The organism is Henriciella sp. AS95, from assembly GCF_038900055.1.
Taxonomy (GTDB): domain Bacteria; phylum Pseudomonadota; class Alphaproteobacteria; order Caulobacterales; family Hyphomonadaceae; genus Henriciella.
Genome location: NZ_JBBMQM010000001.1, coordinates 3,389,130 through 3,406,370 on the forward strand (window position 1 = coordinate 3,389,130; position 17,241 = coordinate 3,406,370).

At 60.4% G+C, this 17,241-nt stretch carries 20 protein-coding genes; 9 read left to right on the forward strand and 11 right to left on the reverse strand.

Annotated elements, in window-relative coordinates:
* Nucleotides 1–20: 20 nt before the first annotated feature.
* The 4 genes from WNY37_RS16215 to WNY37_RS16230 all read right to left on the reverse strand — a co-directional run bounded on the left by WNY37_RS16215 (nt 21) and on the right by WNY37_RS16230 (nt 4,133).
* Entirely contained in the window at nt 21–1,235 is a 1,215-nt protein-coding gene (locus WNY37_RS16215) for an acyl-CoA dehydrogenase family protein (RefSeq protein WP_342974438.1), read from the reverse strand.
* Nucleotides 1,236–1,385: 150 nt separating this feature from the next.
* Nucleotides 1,386–1,622, reverse strand: coding sequence for a hypothetical protein (locus tag WNY37_RS16220; protein WP_342974439.1), 237 nt, complete (start codon nt 1,620–1,622; stop codon nt 1,386–1,388).
* On the reverse strand, nt 1,571–3,088 hold the full coding sequence (locus WNY37_RS16225) for a glycosyltransferase family 2 protein (protein WP_342974440.1): 1,518 nt from the start codon (nt 3,086–3,088) through the stop codon (nt 1,571–1,573). The genes WNY37_RS16220 and WNY37_RS16225 overlap by 52 nt, the downstream gene beginning before the upstream one ends.
* A 46-nt stretch (nt 3,089–3,134) precedes the next feature.
* Complete coding sequence (locus WNY37_RS16230; RefSeq protein ID WP_342974441.1) at nt 3,135–4,133, reverse strand: FAD-dependent oxidoreductase; 999 nt, start codon at nt 4,131–4,133, stop codon at nt 3,135–3,137.
* A 115-nt stretch (nt 4,134–4,248) separates the two neighbouring features.
* On the opposite strand from WNY37_RS16230, the gene WNY37_RS16235 reads away from it, so the two are divergent.
* Nucleotides 4,249–4,419 carry a DUF2256 domain-containing protein gene (locus WNY37_RS16235; protein ID WP_342974442.1) on the forward strand — a complete coding sequence of 57 codons (171 nt, stop codon included), beginning with the start codon at nt 4,249–4,251 and terminating at the stop codon, nt 4,417–4,419.
* A gap of 484 nt (nt 4,420–4,903) precedes the next feature.
* On the opposite strand, the gene WNY37_RS16240 is transcribed toward WNY37_RS16235, so the two are convergent.
* On the reverse strand, nt 4,904–5,419 hold the full coding sequence (locus tag WNY37_RS16240; RefSeq protein ID WP_342974443.1) for a histidine phosphatase family protein: 516 nt from the start codon (nt 5,417–5,419) through the stop codon (nt 4,904–4,906).
* 123 nt (nt 5,420–5,542) lie between these two features.
* Between WNY37_RS16240 and WNY37_RS16245 the strand changes: the two genes are divergently transcribed.
* On the forward strand, nt 5,543–6,178 hold the full coding sequence (locus WNY37_RS16245; protein WP_342974444.1) for a peroxiredoxin: 636 nt from the start codon (nt 5,543–5,545) through the stop codon (nt 6,176–6,178).
* Between the two features lie 343 nt (nt 6,179–6,521).
* Here the strand turns inward: WNY37_RS16245 and WNY37_RS16250 are convergent, their stop codons facing one another.
* On the reverse strand, nt 6,522–7,409 hold the full coding sequence (locus tag WNY37_RS16250) for a branched-chain amino acid aminotransferase (RefSeq protein ID WP_342974445.1): 888 nt from the start codon (nt 7,407–7,409) through the stop codon (nt 6,522–6,524).
* Between the two features lie 55 nt (nt 7,410–7,464).
* Here WNY37_RS16250 and WNY37_RS16255 point away from each other — a divergent pair, with 55 nt between their 5' ends.
* The 4 genes from WNY37_RS16255 to WNY37_RS16270 all read left to right on the forward strand — a co-directional run bounded on the left by WNY37_RS16255 (nt 7,465) and on the right by WNY37_RS16270 (nt 10,810).
* Nucleotides 7,465–7,941, forward strand: a complete 477-nt coding sequence (locus WNY37_RS16255; RefSeq protein ID WP_342974446.1) for a MarR family transcriptional regulator — start codon at nt 7,465–7,467, stop codon at nt 7,939–7,941.
* Complete coding sequence (locus WNY37_RS16260; protein ID WP_342974447.1) at nt 7,938–8,615, forward strand: response regulator; 678 nt, start codon at nt 7,938–7,940, stop codon at nt 8,613–8,615. Before WNY37_RS16255 ends, WNY37_RS16260 begins: the two co-directional genes overlap by 4 nt.
* A 128-nt stretch (nt 8,616–8,743) precedes the next feature.
* Nucleotides 8,744–9,403, forward strand: a complete 660-nt coding sequence (locus tag WNY37_RS16265) for an FkbM family methyltransferase (RefSeq protein ID WP_342974448.1) — start codon at nt 8,744–8,746, stop codon at nt 9,401–9,403.
* Between the two features lie 93 nt (nt 9,404–9,496).
* Nucleotides 9,497–10,810: an ATP-binding protein gene (locus WNY37_RS16270; protein ID WP_342974449.1), complete on the forward strand. Its 1,314-nt coding sequence runs from the start codon at nt 9,497–9,499 to the stop codon at nt 10,808–10,810.
* On the opposite strand, the gene WNY37_RS16275 is transcribed toward WNY37_RS16270, so the two are convergent.
* Together WNY37_RS16275 and lgt are read right to left on the reverse strand one after the other, a co-directional pair.
* Nucleotides 10,807–11,856, reverse strand: a complete 1,050-nt coding sequence (locus WNY37_RS16275) for an SAM-dependent methyltransferase (RefSeq protein ID WP_342974450.1) — start codon at nt 11,854–11,856, stop codon at nt 10,807–10,809. The genes WNY37_RS16270 and WNY37_RS16275 overlap by 4 nt on opposite strands.
* The gene (lgt, locus tag WNY37_RS16280; protein ID WP_342974451.1) at nt 11,853–12,791 is read right to left on the reverse strand and encodes a prolipoprotein diacylglyceryl transferase; all 939 of its coding nucleotides are present in this window, start codon (nt 12,789–12,791) and stop codon (nt 11,853–11,855) included. The genes WNY37_RS16275 and lgt overlap by 4 nt, the downstream gene beginning before the upstream one ends.
* Before the next feature lie 87 nt (nt 12,792–12,878).
* On the opposite strand from lgt, the gene WNY37_RS16285 reads away from it, so the two are divergent.
* Nucleotides 12,879–13,124, forward strand: a complete 246-nt coding sequence (locus tag WNY37_RS16285; RefSeq protein WP_342974452.1) for an accessory factor UbiK family protein — start codon at nt 12,879–12,881, stop codon at nt 13,122–13,124.
* 73 nt (nt 13,125–13,197) lie between these two features.
* Here WNY37_RS16285 and modC read toward each other — a convergent pair whose 3' ends face one another.
* Genes modC through modA form a run of 3 tightly spaced genes read right to left on the reverse strand, consistent with a single transcriptional unit; the run spans nt 13,198 to nt 15,744 of the window.
* Nucleotides 13,198–14,283, reverse strand: coding sequence for a molybdenum ABC transporter ATP-binding protein (gene modC, locus WNY37_RS16290; protein ID WP_342974453.1), 1,086 nt, complete (start codon nt 14,281–14,283; stop codon nt 13,198–13,200).
* Complete coding sequence (gene modB, locus WNY37_RS16295) at nt 14,273–14,947, reverse strand: molybdate ABC transporter permease subunit (RefSeq protein ID WP_342974454.1); 675 nt, start codon at nt 14,945–14,947, stop codon at nt 14,273–14,275. The genes modC and modB overlap by 11 nt, the downstream gene beginning before the upstream one ends.
* Entirely contained in the window at nt 14,944–15,744 is an 801-nt protein-coding gene (gene modA, locus WNY37_RS16300) for a molybdate ABC transporter substrate-binding protein (protein WP_342974455.1), read from the reverse strand. Before modA ends, modB begins: the two co-directional genes overlap by 4 nt.
* Before the next feature lie 198 nt (nt 15,745–15,942).
* Here modA and WNY37_RS16305 point away from each other — a divergent pair, with 198 nt between their 5' ends.
* Both WNY37_RS16305 and proC read left to right on the forward strand, forming a co-directional pair.
* Nucleotides 15,943–16,446 (forward strand): YbjN domain-containing protein, encoded by a 504-nt coding sequence (locus WNY37_RS16305; RefSeq protein WP_342974456.1) that lies wholly within the window; start codon nt 15,943–15,945, stop codon nt 16,444–16,446.
* Nucleotides 16,412–17,239, forward strand: coding sequence for a pyrroline-5-carboxylate reductase (gene proC, locus WNY37_RS16310; RefSeq protein WP_342974457.1), 828 nt, complete (start codon nt 16,412–16,414; stop codon nt 17,237–17,239). Before WNY37_RS16305 ends, proC begins: the two co-directional genes overlap by 35 nt.
* Nucleotides 17,240–17,241 lie beyond the last annotated feature (2 nt).

Here is a 17,241-nt window from a genome sequence, read left to right on the forward strand (position 1 = left end):
GCGGCCGTTATAATCTTTGACTACTGATGCTCACGCAGGCCGAGCACGCGCTTGGCGACCACGTTGAGATTGATCTCGCTGGTGCCGCCCTCGATTGAGTTGCCTTTCGAGCGCAGCCAGGCGCGGGTGATCATCTTGGCGCCCTTGTCAAAGCCTTCGCCTTCCCAGCCGAGACCTTCGGTGCCGAGCGCTTCAATCATCAGTTCGTATTTGTCCTGGTTCATCTTGGCAGCCGCGTACTTGATGATGGACGCGGTGTGACCGACCTCCTGGCCGGCTTTCGCCTGCTCCTGGCTGCGGCGTACCGTCAGGCCGAACGCCTTGGCGTACATCTGATGGTCCGCGATGCGGCCACGCAGGTCGCCATCGAGCAATTTGCCATCGCTGTCTGTGCCGACATGGATCTTGGCATAATCCTCAAGTTCCAGCGCGCCAGACCCGCGGGCCGCGCCGAAGCCGCTCGCGGAGATGGATGAGCGCTCAAACTGCAGCAGACGCTTGGCGATCTTCCAGCCGCCATTCACCTCACCGACGAGCTGGTCTTTCGGCACTTTCACGTCAGAGAAGAATGTCTCGCAGAATGGCGAAGAACCAGAGATCAGCTTGATCGGCCGCGTTTCGACGCCTTCGCTCTCCATGTCGAACAGGATGAAGCTGATGCCTTCATGTTTGACGGTCGGGTCCGTACGCACGAGGCAGAAAATCCAGTCGGCCTGGTCGGCATAAGACGTCCACACCTTCTGGCCATTGATCAGATAATGGTCGCCCTTGTCCTCACACTTGGTCTGCAGACCGGCAAGGTCAGACCCGGCGCCCGGCTCCGAATAGCCCTGGCACCAGCGGGTGCGGCCATGGATGATGTCCGGGATGAAGCGCTTTTTCTGCTCTTCATTGCCAAATTCGAGCAGCGCCGGGCCGAACATCCAGAGGCCGAAGGAATGCAGCGGTATGCGCGCATTGATCCGGGACAGTTCCTGGTTCAGCACCTTCACCTGGTCGCGATTGAGTCCGCCGCCGCCATACTCTTTTGGCCAGTGCGGCGCGGTCCAGCCGCGCTCTGCCATCCGCTCGAGCCAGACTTTCGATTCCGGGTTCTTGAATTTCTCGCGGCGACCGCCCCAGACGACTTCGTCTTCGGTTTGCGGTGTGCGCATGGATGGCGGGCAATTCTCTTCGAGCCAGTCGCGAACTTCCTCACGGAAAGTATCGAGATCGGACGGGGCATCATATGGCATTGGGTTGGTCTCCTCCGGGCAACTTTTGTGACCTGATGATAGCACACTAGCGCGGAGAAAACCGCCGGGCCAAGACTTACTTTGCGTCAAATCGAAGCGAGATTTCACTTGAGTGTAGTGAATTATCGCCAAGTCCAGGCATCAGCGCGCTTAACCGCCAAATCTACCCATCAGACTATGCTCCGGGCCGGTCTCGAGTCCGACCACATTGAAGAGGTGAACGACGGCCATGAAGATGCCCAGCACGCAGAACACCATGATGAAGCCCCAGGGGGCCTGATGCGGACGACCATCCTTGCGCACGCGTCCGCCAAGTTTTGTATTGGCGAGCGCAATCAGCGATCCGAAGATGATGATGGCGAGGACAGGGATGATCCAGGCGGCCATTGCGTCTCGCACTCCAGCGTTTCAGGCGTATGCGGTGTCTTTGCCCAGAATGACGGCTTGATCGCAAGTCCCCATATCGCCCTGACTGCAGCAATGGAATGCAAAGGCCAGTAAAGCGGACGCGTCACAATCGCGACAAGGCGCGACCAGGTCCACCGTCCGGGCGCCATCACGTCTGCAAACAGGGCGCAGAAATATCCTGTGCCGAACAGTCCAAGGCTGAGAAGATCAGCGCTCATGCCCGGCACGATCAGACCAAGCAGGACAATAACCGTCATCGGCCCGTATAGGACAGCGCTCAATAACGCGCCGCCCAGCATCAGGTTGAGGGTGATCCAGCGTATAAGCCCCAACTCTGACATCAGCCGGCGGGGGCTCCGCATCGCCACGATCCAGCTTTGAATATAGCCCTTGATCCAGCGGCTACGCTGCGCCAGCCAGATGCCGAGCCGGTGCGGTCCCTGTTCGTAAGTGGGCGTTGAAATCGAGGCCGTCAAACCGCCCATGCGGCCGATCCTGATACCGAGATCGGCATCTTCAGTGACATTCCACGCATCCCAGGCACCCATCGCGATGAGATCACGCCGTCTGAAATGATTGCTCGTTCCGCCCAGCATGACCGGATGCCACAGCCTGGCAATCGCCGGGACCAGCAGGCCGAACTGAACCCTGTATTCCAACGACCAATGCGCCGCGACAAAGCCAGCCGAGCTATTGGTCGAGACCAGCGGCGCCTGAACGCAGACCGTGCGCGGGCCATGCTTGTCAAAAGCTCGCAGAGCATCCTTGAGCTGGCTCGGCTCCGGGCGGTCTTCGGCGTCGTATATCGTCACGAATTCGCCCACCGCAAAAGCCAGCCCAAAATTCAGGGCACGCGGCTTCGTCATTGGCTCACCGGGCGGCACTGTCATGACGCGCGTCCTGCCCGGCATCGGCGAGCGCAGGGCCGCTTCCAGCGTTTGCGGATCATCCTCTTCCACCAGCAGGATGATATCGAGCTTGTGATCCGGCCAGTCGATGGCCGACAGGTTGCGAGCCAGCTGATCCACCATCGAAACTTCGTGGCGCAGCGCAATCAGAATGGAGTAGACCGGTAACTCATCGCGTAGATCTTCTTCGTCCTGACCGGAGTCAAAAAAGCGAAGTTTCGCCCCCAGAAGCGTGAGGAAGGTCCGCCAGAAGATGATCATCGCGAACACCGCATAGGCGAATGCCCACATCAGCGTTACCGTTACGCTCAGCCAGAAGAACAGGCTCGCGACGAGGGCGCCCGCGAGCACGACAAGTCCCGCCGCCTGCAGGCGTGAAAGCAGTGTCTTTGCGGTCAGGGATGGCGGCAGAATCTCTGAGCGCGCAAGCGCCTCGCGCACTGTGCCAGGCTTGATCGCCGTCTGCGCTGGGACAGCCGGAACCCCGCCTGGCTTCAGTCGAACAACATTCGCCCGCTTTTCATTACCCAACCCCATGCGTTAAATTTGAAACCACAGGGTTAATTTTATCAAGGGATATATTCTAGCCGGTGAGAAATTCGCCAAGACTGTGGCCGCTTTGCCATGCCGCCTCCACGCGCGGCGCAATTCGCCAGTCACCGACCGTTCCGATGTTCACCCGCGCATCCCAGCCGAAGGCCTCGCCGACGCCGTTTTTCACCATGGCCAGCAGCCAGCGATGGCCCGTGCTGTACACCGGTTGAGGGGCACCTGACAGTTCCCTGAAAAGGCGCGTGAGCCTTTCGACGACTTCATCTCTGCGTAGATCGACATTCGCCGCGCTCCACTCAGGCGACGCGTGAAGCACCACTGTTTCTAGCCCGGTGCGACCAGGCTTCGTGCTATTTCGCGCGATCCAGGACAGCGGAGCATTGTGGACGCGAGCGCCATACCAATTGACCGGCAATTGGGTATCGAATGCCAGCATCACGGCCCAGCACGGGGCCGAAGAAACCTGAGACGCCTCATTCGCGAGCCGGTCACTGACAGGCGCGAGAAGCTGAGAGGCCTGTTCGGCGGGAATGGCTGAGATCACGCTATCGAAGGCGCCTTGTCTGCGCCCATCTTCAAACAAAAGGTGTTTTTCTGTCCCGGCGAGTTCGATGCCTGTGACGCGCGAGGACCAATAAACCTCATGAGGCTCAGCCATCGCCTTGATGACGGAATTCATCGACGGCGTCCCGACATACATCTCGTCACCCGCCAGCCTCGGCGCCTGCTCAGAGATGCGCCACGCGCCCGTCTCAAAACGGACATCGACCAGGCGCGGCGACCATATCGCGACATGGCCCAAAGCAAACAATGGCGCGAGCCGGGCGCGAAAGTCGTCGCTTCTGGCCGTGAAATATTGAGCGCCATGATCCCATGTAAGTTCGCCGGCAGCCGTTTCGGCCCGCCGTGTCGACATCCGGCCGCCAGCGCCGCGTCCCTTGTCGAATAGAGTAACAGAGTGTCCGTGGCGCTTCAGCTCATCAGCAGCTGCCAGCCCGGCAATGCCTGCCCCGATGATCGCAAACCTCATAATCGCTGCTCCATCATGCCCGAGTCGCACATAGTTCGAAGTCGGGCCTGGCAAAGGAAGGGCACCGAATTAAGTGCAGGGACAGCTCACCCACCGCAGAATGATCGGTCCCTTCATGTCCCAGGCTTCCAGTCGAGAAGGGCGTTCCCACAGGAAAGGCCGTCTGCCGAGCAAGCCCTGCCCCGTCTGCGGGCGAGATTTCGAGTGGCGCAAGAAGTGGGAACGGGTCTGGAAAGAGGTAAAATACTGCTCAGAGCGGTGCCGAAGAGCGTCAAAAACACGTTGATTCGCGATTTTTATCGATAAACAACAATTTTATCGCCTTGATTTTATTGGATTTCGTTGTTTTTCGAAAAATTGTTATTGATTTTCGATAATTACTTTCCTACCTTCAATTCATCGGCGGCGCGGATGAGCCAAGCCACCGACCAAACAGAGACCGGCAACAAGACCGGCAACATGCAACGAAGGAGTAATTCAGATGCAATCGCTCGCCTCCCAGAGCTCCACCGCCGTAGCCCCCCACGCTCCGGCCCTGTCAACGGCACCGATGGTGAAAGCTATCGCCCCCGCCCCAAGCGGAAACGTTGCCAACGACAACGAGGCAGCCTGGAAACCCAGCCTGCTCGTCCTTCGCCGGCGCAGACTGACCCGGCGTGCAAATCGCAGCTGACAAAAAGTGGAATAGCCGGACATCTCCTTGCGCCGGTCCGGTATTCCCTGACAGAACCGCCCTGCCCCGCCCGGCAGGGCGGTTCAACATTTGGGCCTCAGGCCAGCGTCTTGGGACGGATGAAATCGACCAGTTTGAAATGCACCGGAACGTAGGGACCGTCCTCATCGCTTTCGAACAGGGCCGCGGCGCCCGTCGGGAATTTCTCCGCCAGCTTCATCGCCGCACGATGGTTCTCGCTGCCTGCCCGGGACAGGATGAAACTCGCCATCTCGGACATACCGGGATTGTGCCCGACGAGGATCACGCAGCCATACTCCTCCGCAACCTTCGCGATCTGCAATTCCATGGCGGGGATGCCGGCGAGATAAAGGTCGTCTGATACGGTGGAGCGGCATTCCGGAAACTCTGCCGCCAGATGGCGCCAGGTCTCTCGCGTCCGCCGGGCCGACGAGACCAGTGCATGGTCAGGCTGCCAGCCCGTGTCTCGCAGAAAGCCCGCGACTAGAGCCGCATCCTGATGGCCGCGTTCAGTCAGGATACGGTCGCGATCCTTGACCCCCTCATTCCAGGGTTCAGTTTTGGCGTGGCGCATCAATATCAGGCGTTTCATGCGTGGGGGCGACTCCCCGGCGCCTTAGTAAAATTAAACACCTGAATCAGTCCCTCAAGCTTGCCTCCCCGGAGGCCGGGGCCCATCTTTGGCGTCAAGATAACGCAATTACTGGAGATTTCCATGAGCCTTTTGCTCGGCGATACAGCGCCTGATTTTGAAGCAGAAACAACGCAAGGCAAGATAAGTTTTCACGACTGGGCCGGTGACGACTGGGTCGTGTTCTTTTCACACCCGGCAGACTTCACCCCGGTTTGCACGACGGAGCTCGGCTACACCGCCAAGCTGAAAGATGAGCTGGCCGCCCGCGGCGCCAAGGCGCTCGTTGTCTCGGTCGACTCGGTCGAGGATCACAACGCCTGGATCAAGGACATTGAAGAAACACAGGGCGCAAATGTCGACTTCCCGATCATCGCCGATACGGAAAAGAAAGTCGCCACGCTTTACAACATGATCCACCCCAAAGCTGACCCGAAGGTCACCGTGCGGGCGGTTTATGTTATCGACCCGAACAAGAAGATCCGCGCCTCGATCATTTACCCGCCGAGCGCCGGGCGCAACTTCAATGAGATCCTGCGTCTCATCGATTCCATGCAGCTGACGGATGGCTACAAGGTCGCCACACCCGTGAACTGGGAGAACGGCGAGGATGTCATCATCGTGCCGAGCGTCTCCAATGAAGATGCCGACAAGATGTTCCCGAAGGGATACACGACGGTGAAGCCTTATCTGCGCACCACACCGCAGCCAGATAAGTAGGCCGCACACCAACCACCAAAAAAGAAGCCGCGTCGGATTGCTCCGCGCGGCTTTTTCTTTTTGTGCTGTCCTTCCTGCCTAGCTCGACAGAAGTTTCAGGAGCTTGGCCCCCCGGCTCTGGCGCTTGCGTCTGGTCTTGAGACCAAAACGGGACCGAACCGACTGAGGTTGCGAATGGATAGCCTGAAGCAGTTTCAGCCGCCTCAAGGCATTGCTTTGTCTATATTTTTTACCAGTAAGTGAGATTTTGAGCCTCCATTTCTGTCTTCACTATAGCACATTTCAGCCTTGAGCCGAAGGACGCCGGCTGAAACCGGCGCCATAGGGGCCCCACTGTCAGTGCCTAGCCAGCCGGCATCATGATCTTGCCATTCACCAGGTCGGAATAGTCGGTCACCAGCGCTTCGGTCACGTCGCCAGGCTTGTAATTTACCTCGCCGATGGATCGAACCGGCGTCAGCTCGGCGGCTGTGCCTGTGATGAAGCATTCGGAGAATGTGCTCAGCTCTTCAGGCAGGATCGTGCGTTCGACAATCTCGATCTGGCGCGCTTCGGCAAGCTTCATCGCCGTCTGGCGCGTAATCCCGTTCAGGAAGCAATCCGGCGTCGGCGTGTGCAGGGCCCCATCGCGCAGGAAGAAGATGTTCGCGCCGGTCGCCTCGGCCACATATCCGCGCCAGTCGAGCATCAGCGCATCGGCGTACCCTTCACGTTCAGCGGCATGTTTGGACAGCGTACAGATCATGTAGAGGCCGGCAGCCTTGGCTTCGCAGGGGGCTGTCTTCGGGTCCGGGCGCCGCCACTGGGCGTGCGTCATCGCGATGCCCTTCATCTTGTCTGCGAAATAGTCGCCCCAATGCCAGACGGCGATGGCGAGATGGATCGTATTGTTCTGCGCCGAAACGCCCATCATCTCCGAGCCGCGCCACGCAATCGCACGCACATAGGCGCTGTCGAGACCGGACTTCGCCAGCGTCTCAACCTTCGCCGCTTCGATCTCATCGACGGTGAACGGAATATCGAAACCGAGGATCTGTGCAGACTTGTGCAGACGCTCAGAGTGGCGGCGCGATTCGAATATCTTTCCGCCATAGGCACGTTCGCCCTCGAACACTGCCGACGCGTAATGCAGCCCGTGCGTGAGGACGTGTACCTTCGCCTCACGCCAATCAACGAATTCGCCATCCATCCAGATAACGCCGTCACGGTCGTGATAAGCTTGAGCTTCCATGATTTTCTACGTCCTTGCTTGAACTTCTTACTGAAAACCGCTCCATTCTCAGATTGTGGCATCTGAAGTCAACCAAAAGCCGGGCGAAACGGGGCGGGTCGATCCGCGACTCTTTCTCAGGGAGGAAGAGCTCGATAATGGTATCGCCTTATTACTGGCCAGCGAACGGACGATTGCAGAGACGCTTCGACGCGCCCAGAAACAGACCGGCCTGAACATGCCTGCCCTCAAACTGATGATGACCATTCGCTTCCAGCCCAATCAGACCGTCAGCGAATTGCGTGAATTGACCGGCGCGACAACCCCCACCCTCGCCCGCCTTCTGGGGGATCTCGACAAGCGGGATCTCGTCCACAAGAAACAGGGCGGGCGCGATGCACGCCGCCGTCGCCTCTCGCTCTCGGCAGATGGCGAAACCCTGATTGCACCGATCGTCACCGACCTTCGATCCTCCCTGCGCGAAGCCTATCGCGAGGCCGGGGCGAACGCCGTCGCCGGCAGCCGCGCTGTTCTGGATGCGCTGACCCGATGAAGGAAGCCCCACACATTCTGGTCGTCGATGATGATGACCGTATCCGTACACTGCTGAAACAATACCTCACCGGACAGGACTACCGCGTGACCGCCGCTGCCCATGCCGCCAGCGCCCGAAAACTGCTCACCACGCTCGATTTCGACCTCACCATTCTGGACATCATGATGCCCGGAGAATCCGGCCTCGACCTGCTGGAAAGCCTGCGCAGCAAGGGCGTCAAAAGTCCGGTCCTGCTCCTGACGGCGCGCGGCGATACCACGGACCGGATTGAAGGCCTGAAACGGGGCGCCGACGACTATCTCGCCAAGCCGTTCGAGCCGGAAGAACTGTCGCTTCGCGTCGCCGCAATCCTGCGCCGGACCCATGTCGAGGAACCGCCCGAAGAGATCGAGATGTCAGGCCTCGTGTTCAATCCAAAGCGCGGCGAACTCTTCGAGGGCGACAAGCGCGTCCGCCTCACCGAAGCCGAGCTTCAGCTCCTCTCTTCCCTCGCCTTCCGCGCCGGCGAACCTGTCAGCCGCGAAGAGCTAGCCTCCAACTCGCCGGGCAGCACGGAGCGCTCCATTGACGTGCAGGTCACCCGCCTTCGCCGCAAGATCGAGCCAGACCCGAAACAGCCGATCCACATCCAGACGGTACGCGGCATCGGCTACCGCCTGATGCCAGATTGAGAGGCGAGCAATCGATGATCTCGGACTTTCTAGAATTCTGCCAGGCCAATATCAGGCAGTCCTTTGCACAGAATTTCCAGGACCTGTTTGCGCTTTGGGCCACACAAGGCAAGACAGACGGATATTTTGTGGAGTTTGGCGCCCTGAATGGCCGCGACTTTTCCAATACTTACTTATTGGAGAAAATCGGATGGAACGGCATCGTGGCCGAGCCACATCCGCACTATTCAGAGCTGGTCCCGGCCAATCGTAACTGTCATATCTCAAAGCTCTGCGTGTTTGATGTGTCAAATCGCACAGTCAATTTCAGGATGGTAACCGGCCGGCCCGCCTTGTCTGGCATAGGCAAAACACAACTGAGCGACAACAAACGAGACCTGAGAAACAAATATCGAACCGTCAAGATTCAGACGATTTCGCTGAATGACCTGCTGGAAAAATATGCGGCGCCCAAAGTCATCGATTTCATATCGGTAGATACCGAGGGGTCGGAATATAAAATTCTGAAGAAGTTCGACTATGATCGTTGGCAGGTCAGATGCTTCTGTGTTGAACACAACCACACTCAGCGAAAAAAAATAACAAGGCTCATGTCGAAGCATGGCTATGTAAGCCTGTTTCCGGAAATGTCGGGACACGACGACTGGTGGGTCCGAAGCGAGGAGGTCGCAAACCTCCAGGCTGTCTCGTTGGATGCTTCAGAGTATTCAGACGAAGTCTTTGAAAAAACACTGCACGCACGATTCCGCACATTGCGGCGCTATAGGCGTCGGCTGCTGCCTGACTAAAGCGCCGGCTTGAACGCCCGCTCACGGCACGATTGCGAATTGCGCTGGCCAAAACGTCTTTCGCAATCGCAATGCGCCCGCTAATCCAGACCCATGCCGAAGCGTTTTCACATTCGTCTCAGGGATATAACGCCGCGTGGGCTCTATCCGCGGTCTGTCCTGATGGTCGTCTTGCCGATGATCCTGCTGCTCTCGGCGGTGACCTACATCTTCTATGACAGCCACTGGCGCCACACCTCGCGCAAGCTCAGTCAGACCATCTCGTCCGAGATCCAGTTCATGGTGGAGCTTCGCCGCCAATATCCTGACCAGTTCGATTCCCTGCGCGATGACGCCAGTCGGTCCATGCAGCTCGACGCAACGGTGCTCGAAAACACGAAGATCCCGACCGAGCAGAAACGCCTCTTCTTTACGGCGCTGGACGACATCTTTTCGCGCGAACTGGATGTGTCGCTGGACCAGCCTTTCTGGTTCGACATTTCGGGGTATGGCGAGACGGTCGAGATCCAGGTGCAGGACGGCCCCGACGTCATCCGCTTCATGGCCGAGCGTGACCGCACATTCTCCACGACGGGTCATATCTTTCTCGTCTGGGTCATTGGCGCATCCGGGATTCTGATCGCCCTGGCCCTCGGCTTCTTGCGCAATCAGGTACGGTCGATCCTGAAGCTGACCGAAGCAGCCAAGGCCTATGGACGGGGCCGCGACGCCGACAATTACCGCCCGTCCGGCGCGACCGAAATTCGCGATGCCGCCCGCGCCGTCATGGATATGCGCACCCGTCTCACCACCTTCGCCGAAGAACGCACCACCATGCTTGCCGGCATCAGCCATGATCTGCGCACCCCGCTCACCCGGCTGAAGCTTCAACTGGCCATGATGGAAGAGACAGACGACATCAAGGCCGCCCGCGAAGACCTTCGCCAGATGGCGACCATGCTGGACGAATACCTCGCCTTCGCCAGCGGGGTTGAGGGAGAGGCCTCGACAGAGTTCCGCTTCGATGAGCTTGTAACCGAAACCGTCGCCGCCCTCGGTGACAAGGCGACAATCCGGCGGGCAGATCCGGTCAGCATCATTGCGCGCGAAGGTCTTATCCGCCGTGCGGTTTCCAATCTCATCTCAAACGCACAAGGCTTCGGCACGGCGGTTGAGATAGACATTGTCGAGGGCCCGCACATGGCTGAGCTGATCATCGATGATGACGGCCCCGGCATTCCGCTGGAAGACCGCGAAGAAGCGTTCCGCCCCTTCCACCGGCTCGATGCATCGCGAAACCAGAACGTTCCGGGCACCGGGCTTGGCCTTTCACTCGCCAGGGACACGGCGCGCCAGCATGGCGGCGATATCCGGCTTGAAGACAGCCCGCTCGGTGGATTGCGCGTGCGGCTGCGCCTGCCGGTCTAGAACCCGACCGGCGCGCTTAATCCAGCCGAACTGATGCAGATCACCTTGAACCGCTTGCCCATCTCAGCCGGATCAACCAGCCGTGTCACGCCCTGATAAATGTCCTCGGCGCGCGTCTGGTTCGCCTTGATCAGCGCATGCATCCGCGCCTCCACACCCAGCCCCATCAGGAACGCCCCCTGCTCGACCGGGCCGTGCACGCTGAGACCAGCCTTCTGCGCCAGCCTGTCCAGCCGCCCGAAATCGACATCCACGGTCAGATCGCTGCTGCCCGGCATGGCAAGCGGGCCGACTTGCGTGCCGCGCTGGAAGGCCCGCAGCGTGTCGCCCGGCGCGCCTTCGGACACGCCATAATCAATGAACAGCGCCCGGCCGGGCACCCGTGCGAAAGCCTCTTTCAGCACGTCGACCAAAGTCTCCAGCGCCGGCTGCACTTCAAAAGATGTTGACCCGTCGCGCATCTCGAAGGCTGGCGTATCCGCCTTGTCTGTGGCGATCCCGATTGCAAGATCGCCTTGCTCGTCAAGGCCGACGACCTTCTCGTGCCATTCCCCATCCGACTTGATGAACTGGCGCGCCGGAAGGCAGTCCAGCCATTCATTTGCAATCAGGAGGAAGGGCTGCTCTCCAATCGACTGGAACGCGCCAAGGAAGCTTGGATGCAGGTCGGACAAGCGCTCTTTCTGCGCCGCCGAATAGACAGGACTGGCCTCATTGATCGCGACATCGAAGCCCTGCCCGCCATTGGCCTGACGAACCGCGCGCATCATGTCATCCATCATCGTGCCGCGCCCAGCACCGGCCTCAACCAGCGAAAATGGCTCCGGCGAGCCAAGCGCACGCCATTCATGCAGCGCCCACAAGCCGAGCATTTCACCGAACACCTGGCTGATCTCAGGCGCGGTGATGAAGTCCCGCCCGATACCCGGACGAGTGGCGTAATAGCCATGCTCAGGATCGTGCAGACAGGCATTCATGAAGGCCGACACTGGCATCGGCCCGCCCGCCCGGATGAGCGATTTCAGCTTGGCGGTAAGGCCCCTCATGCCCCCGCAGTGCGGACCGGCGGCTTGCGCAGCGCGTTCCAGACGAGGAATGCCCCGCCAATCCACATGGGCAACGAAAGCAATTGGCCCATGGTCAGCCAGTCCGGCATCACACCCCAGGTAAAGCTGTCGGGTTCGCGGAACTGTTCGGAGATGGTTCGCCCCGCCCCATAGAAGAGCAGGAACAGGCCGGCGGCGAGGCCGGGGCGTTTCAGCAGGCCAAACTTCCAGACGAGGATCGAGATCACGATGGCCGGGATCAGACCTTCCAGCGTCGCCTCGTAAAGCTGGCTTGGATGGCGCGGCATCTCATTGCCGGTATAGACCCATTCATTCGCGTTCCAGTCATAAGCCGACGGCGTACCGCCTGCATTGCCTTCGGGAAAAACCATGCCAATGGGAGCGTCCGTGTGACGGCCATAAAGCTCGGCATTGATGAAGTTCGCGCACCGGCCCAGCATCAGGCCAATCGGCGTCACCACGCCCGCAATATCACCAATAGACATGAGCTTCACGCCGCGCTGCTTGGCCACAAGCAGGACCGCAATCGTCACGCCCAGCAGCCCGCCATGGAAGGACATGCCGCCCTCCCAGATGCGAAGCAGGCTCATCGGATCGCGCTGCACGTGGTCGAACTGGAATGGCAGCTGGTAAAACAGGATGTAGCCGATGCGTCCGCCAAGGATCACGCCAAGCGTGGCGTAGAACAGCAAGTCATCAATATCGTCCTTGGTCGCCGGGCTGGTACCACCCCACAGTCTCGGACGCGCCGCCAGCGCCAGTGCGTAGCGCCAGCCGATCACGAGGCCCGCAATATAGGCCAGCGCATACCAGCGGATGGGAAAGCTGCCGAGGCCGGCAAAGCCAAGATCGATCTCGATCAGGGCCGGACTGAAATCCGGAAAACTGAGCGCGCTCGTCATCAGTGCGTACATTCGTCGTCTTTCCCCTTGAAGAGACCTGTCTTACTGTCGAAGGCAACTGACTAGTCAGCCTCACATTCTGCGGCAAGGAGTAACCACATGGCCGGAACAAATCCAATGCTTGATGACCTCGCAGGCCTGATGACCGGAGCCATGGGCGCCGCAAGAGCAGCGGGCGACGAAGCGAAAACCGCCATGCAGGCCCGCGTCCGCTCGATGATCGCCGACATGGACCTCGCCGACCGCGACGAAGTCGAAGCCCTGAAAGCCATCGCCATCAAGGCGCTGGAACAGGTCGAAGCGCTGGAGAAACGCGTGGCGGCCCTGGAGAAAAAGAAGGGCTGATTATTTTGCCTTCATGGTGAGCAAAGCATGCCCCGGCGAAGGCCGGGGCCGAACCACGACGGCGGCAAGCGCCTCAATCGGCAAAACTCATCGTCTTGATCAGCGCATAGACCTGCTGGCCCGCCTTCAAACCCAGCTCCATCGCAGATGCGCGCGTGATCTCCGCCCTCAGTCTCGCCCCGCCAACGCTCAGCTCGACCAGCACCGGCCCCTGGCCAACCGGCACGTCCACGATCTCTGCCGCCAACACATTACGGATACTGATCCCGCGCGGCGCTTCGGTCGCAATCGACACATCGCTGGCATCGACGAACAATCGCACCGCCTCGCCAACGTCCAGCCCGTGCCTGATCGGCAAGCTGAGCTGAGCGCCCGCCATCTGCAGCTTTGCAACGCCCAGCGCTTCGTCATGCGACACGACAACCGCCTCGATCACACTGCCATGGCGCGCATCTTCCATGAGCGGCGCAAGGTCCATCTGCCGCGCAACATCTGTCAGCCGGCCATAGGCCTGCACCTCGCCGCCGTTGAGAACGAGCACCCGGTCCGCCAGTGCCGTCACTTCCTCGATGTCGTGACTGACAAAAATTGCCGGAATTCCAAACCGCTGCGGCAGGGCTTTCAGGTATGGCAACAGCTCGCGCCGCGCCGCCCGGTCGAGCCCCGATAGCGGCTCATCCAGCAGCAACAGTTTCGGCCGCGACAGCAAGGCCCGCGCCAGTGCCACGCGTCTAGCCTCCCCGCCCGACAGCGTCTGCGGCGTTCGCTCGAGCAGCGGCTGAAGCCCGGTCGCCTCGACGACGCTGTCAAATCGGATGGATGAGGCGTCACCGGCGCTGCGCTTGTGCGCAAACGCGAGATTGCCGCGCACATCGAGGTGATCGAACAGGCGGGCCTCCTGAAAGACATAGCCGACGCCCCGTTCATGCGCTCTGACGAAACGCTTGTCCGGCGTCGACACCCAGTCAGTCCCGGCAAAACGGATGCGGCCCTGGCCGGGGCGCTCCAGTCCGGCGATCGCGCGCAGCAGGCTCGTCTTGCCGCTGCCGCTCGGCCCGAACACGGCGGTGATACCGGTCAGCTCGACCTCCTGGTTCACCTGCAGCACGAAATCGCCGCGATGCATCTCGAAGCACAGGGACAGCTGATCAGCCGACACGGACACTCTGCCTCCTGTTCAGCGCATAGACGCCGAGCAGCACCACAAACGCAAAGACCAGCATCGCCGCCGACAGCACATGCGCCTGCCCATACTTCACCGCTTCCACATGCTCATAGATCGCGATGGAGACGACCCGCGTGCGGTCCGGAATGTTTCCGCCGACCATCAGCACGACGCCAAACTCACCTATCGTGTGCGCAAAGGTCAGGACGCAGGCCGTGATCACGCCCCTGCGCGAGGCCGGCAGCATGACGGACGCGAACGCATCCAGCTTCGAGGCCCGCAACATCGCGGCCGCTTCCATCGGCCCGCGACCGACCGCCTCAAACGCGGACTGCAGTGGCTGCACCATAAAGGGCAGCGAATAGAGGATCGACGCAACCACAAGCCCGCTGAACGAGAAGACCAGCGTATCGCCGGTCACCGACACCCAGAATGCGCCAATCGGCGAGGTCGGGTTCAATGCGATCAACAGATAAAAGCCAATCACGGTCGGCGGCAGCACGAGCGGCAGCGCAGTTATCGCCTCCACCACCGGCTTTGCCCGCGAGCGCGTCATCGCCAGCCAGTAGGCCAGCGGCAGCGCCAGAATGAACAGGATCACCGTCGTCACGAGCGCGAGTTGCAGGCTGAGAAGGACGGGGCCGAAATCCACGGTCAATCGGGCACGCGGTAATCGTGCTGCTCGATAATCTCGCGCCCCTCTGGCGACCGCAGGAAGTCAACAAATGCCCTCGCGGCACCATTCTCGCTCGCCCGCATCATCAGCACGCCATCCTGCAGGATCGGGTCGTGCAAGTCCCCCGGCACGGTGATGCTCCATCCACCACCATCCAGCATCTTCACCTGGGACCCCGCAACGAAACCGAACTCCGCGCTGCCGGTTTTGACCATGGCATAGACCTGGCCGATATTCGCACCGCGTACGATCCGGTCTTGAAGCGCGCCGAGCAGGTCGAGCGCCTCCAGCGTCTGCATCGCCGCCGCGCCATAGGGGGCGAGGTCTGGATTGGCGACGGCGAGGCTTTGATACGGGCTCTCGCGCAAGACCTCGGCAAGATTGCCGTATCCGCCCTTCACATTGTCGATATCCGCCGTCCAGAGAGACAATACGCCCACGGCATAGGTGAAGCGGCTGCCCTCTACGATAAGGCCTTCCTTCTCCAGCAGCTGCGGGCGTTCCTGGTCAGCGGCGAGGAACACATCGAAGGGCGCCCCATTCTGGATCTGCGCGTAGAGCTGTCCGGTCGAGCCCGCAACCACGTCCACATCAAACTCGCCCGATGCCTCGAAAGCCTCTTCAAGAGCGTCGGCTGTGGACAGGAAATTGGACGAGACCGCGATCAGCGCGTCCGGCCGGCTTCCGGCAAAGCCGCAAGACGTCAGTATCAGCGCTGCCGCAGGAAGGATCATCCGCGAAAACCGGCTTATCGTGCTGCTTGTCACGCGCTCTGACACTGGCCGCCCATCTCCCTATCACTCTGTAACAGCTATGCCATTAACTGCGATCAGCGTTTGCGCCAAGCCTGCCCGCATGCGAGGCAGCAAGGCCAGCCGTCCACAACTCTTGGGGGAAGAGCGGTTGCAGGGACGCGCACCCGTGTTACCGTCCATACCCAGTGGCAAGCCGTCACGCTGATTCGGAGGGCCAAGCCGATGAGCCTCAACCTCGAACAATCAACAGAGAATATTGCAGATCCGCTGGATCTGGTCGAAGCATGTCTGGAAAGCGCCGGATGGGAACATCAGCGCGATGACGACGCTGCCATTCAGTGTATTGCACAAAGCCGCTGGGGCGAAATGGGCGCACTTTTTGCGGCCCGCCGTGAGCCACCCGCCCTGCATTTCACCCTGACGCTGGATCTCAAACCGACCGCTGCGCGCCGGCAGGCCATTTCAAAGCTTGTCCTTATGGCGAATGAGCGTCTCTGGCTCGGACACTTCGATTACTGGATGGAGGACAACGTTCTGCTGTTCCGCCACACACTGCCCCTCCTTGATCGCGATGAAGCCGAGTCGGGCGAAATCCGCGCCGTACTCGCTGCAGCGACGGATGCGGTGAACATGTTCGTGCCCGCCTTCAATTTCGTGATCTGGGCCGGCAAGACCCCTGAAGAAGCCATTGATGCGGCGCTCTTCGAAACCGATGGCGAAGCCTGAACCCGGACTGACTCTCGTTGGCGGCGGGCGGATGGGATCTGCCCTCGCTGGCGGCTGGATTCAGTCCGGCTATGACGGCCCGATTTCGATCCATGACCCGAATCCGTCAGATCAGCTGAAAAACTGGCAAGCCGACGGCAAGATCGCCCTGAATCCCGCGCCGGAGCCGGCCGGCATTCTCGTCGTTGCGGTGAAGCCGCAAATCTTCCCGACCATTCTCGACAGCATCAAGGCCCATGTTGGGCCTGAGACGCTGGTCCTGTCCACCATGGCGGGCATCACGCTGGATGGCCTTGCCGAAAAGCTCGGCACAAAACGCGTGGCCCGCGCGATGCCCAACACGCCGGGCCTCATCGGCAAGGGCATGACGCTGCTCTGCCTGCCGCAAGGCGCGTCCGACGGAGATGCAGCCGATCTGCGCGCCCTGCTGACGCCGCTCGGCGACGTCGAAGGGCCGATCCCTGAAGACAAGTTGTCCGCCGCAACGGCCATTTCCGGCTGCGGCCCGGCCTATGGTTTTCTGCTGGCGGAAGTCATGGCGGCGGCAGGCGTGGCGCATGGCCTCGATAAGGACATGGCGCTCCGCCTGGCGAAGAAGACGGTCGAGGGCGCAGGCGCCCTGATGATGGCGTCCGATGAGCCGCCATCAAAGCTCCGCGAGAACGTCACCTCGCCTGGCGGCGTGACAAAGGCCGCGCTGGACGTCTTGATGCGCGAGGATGCGATGCCATCTCTAATGGTTGAGGCCGTTGAAGCCGCGATCAAACGGGACCGTGAGCTCTCCGGCGATTAGCC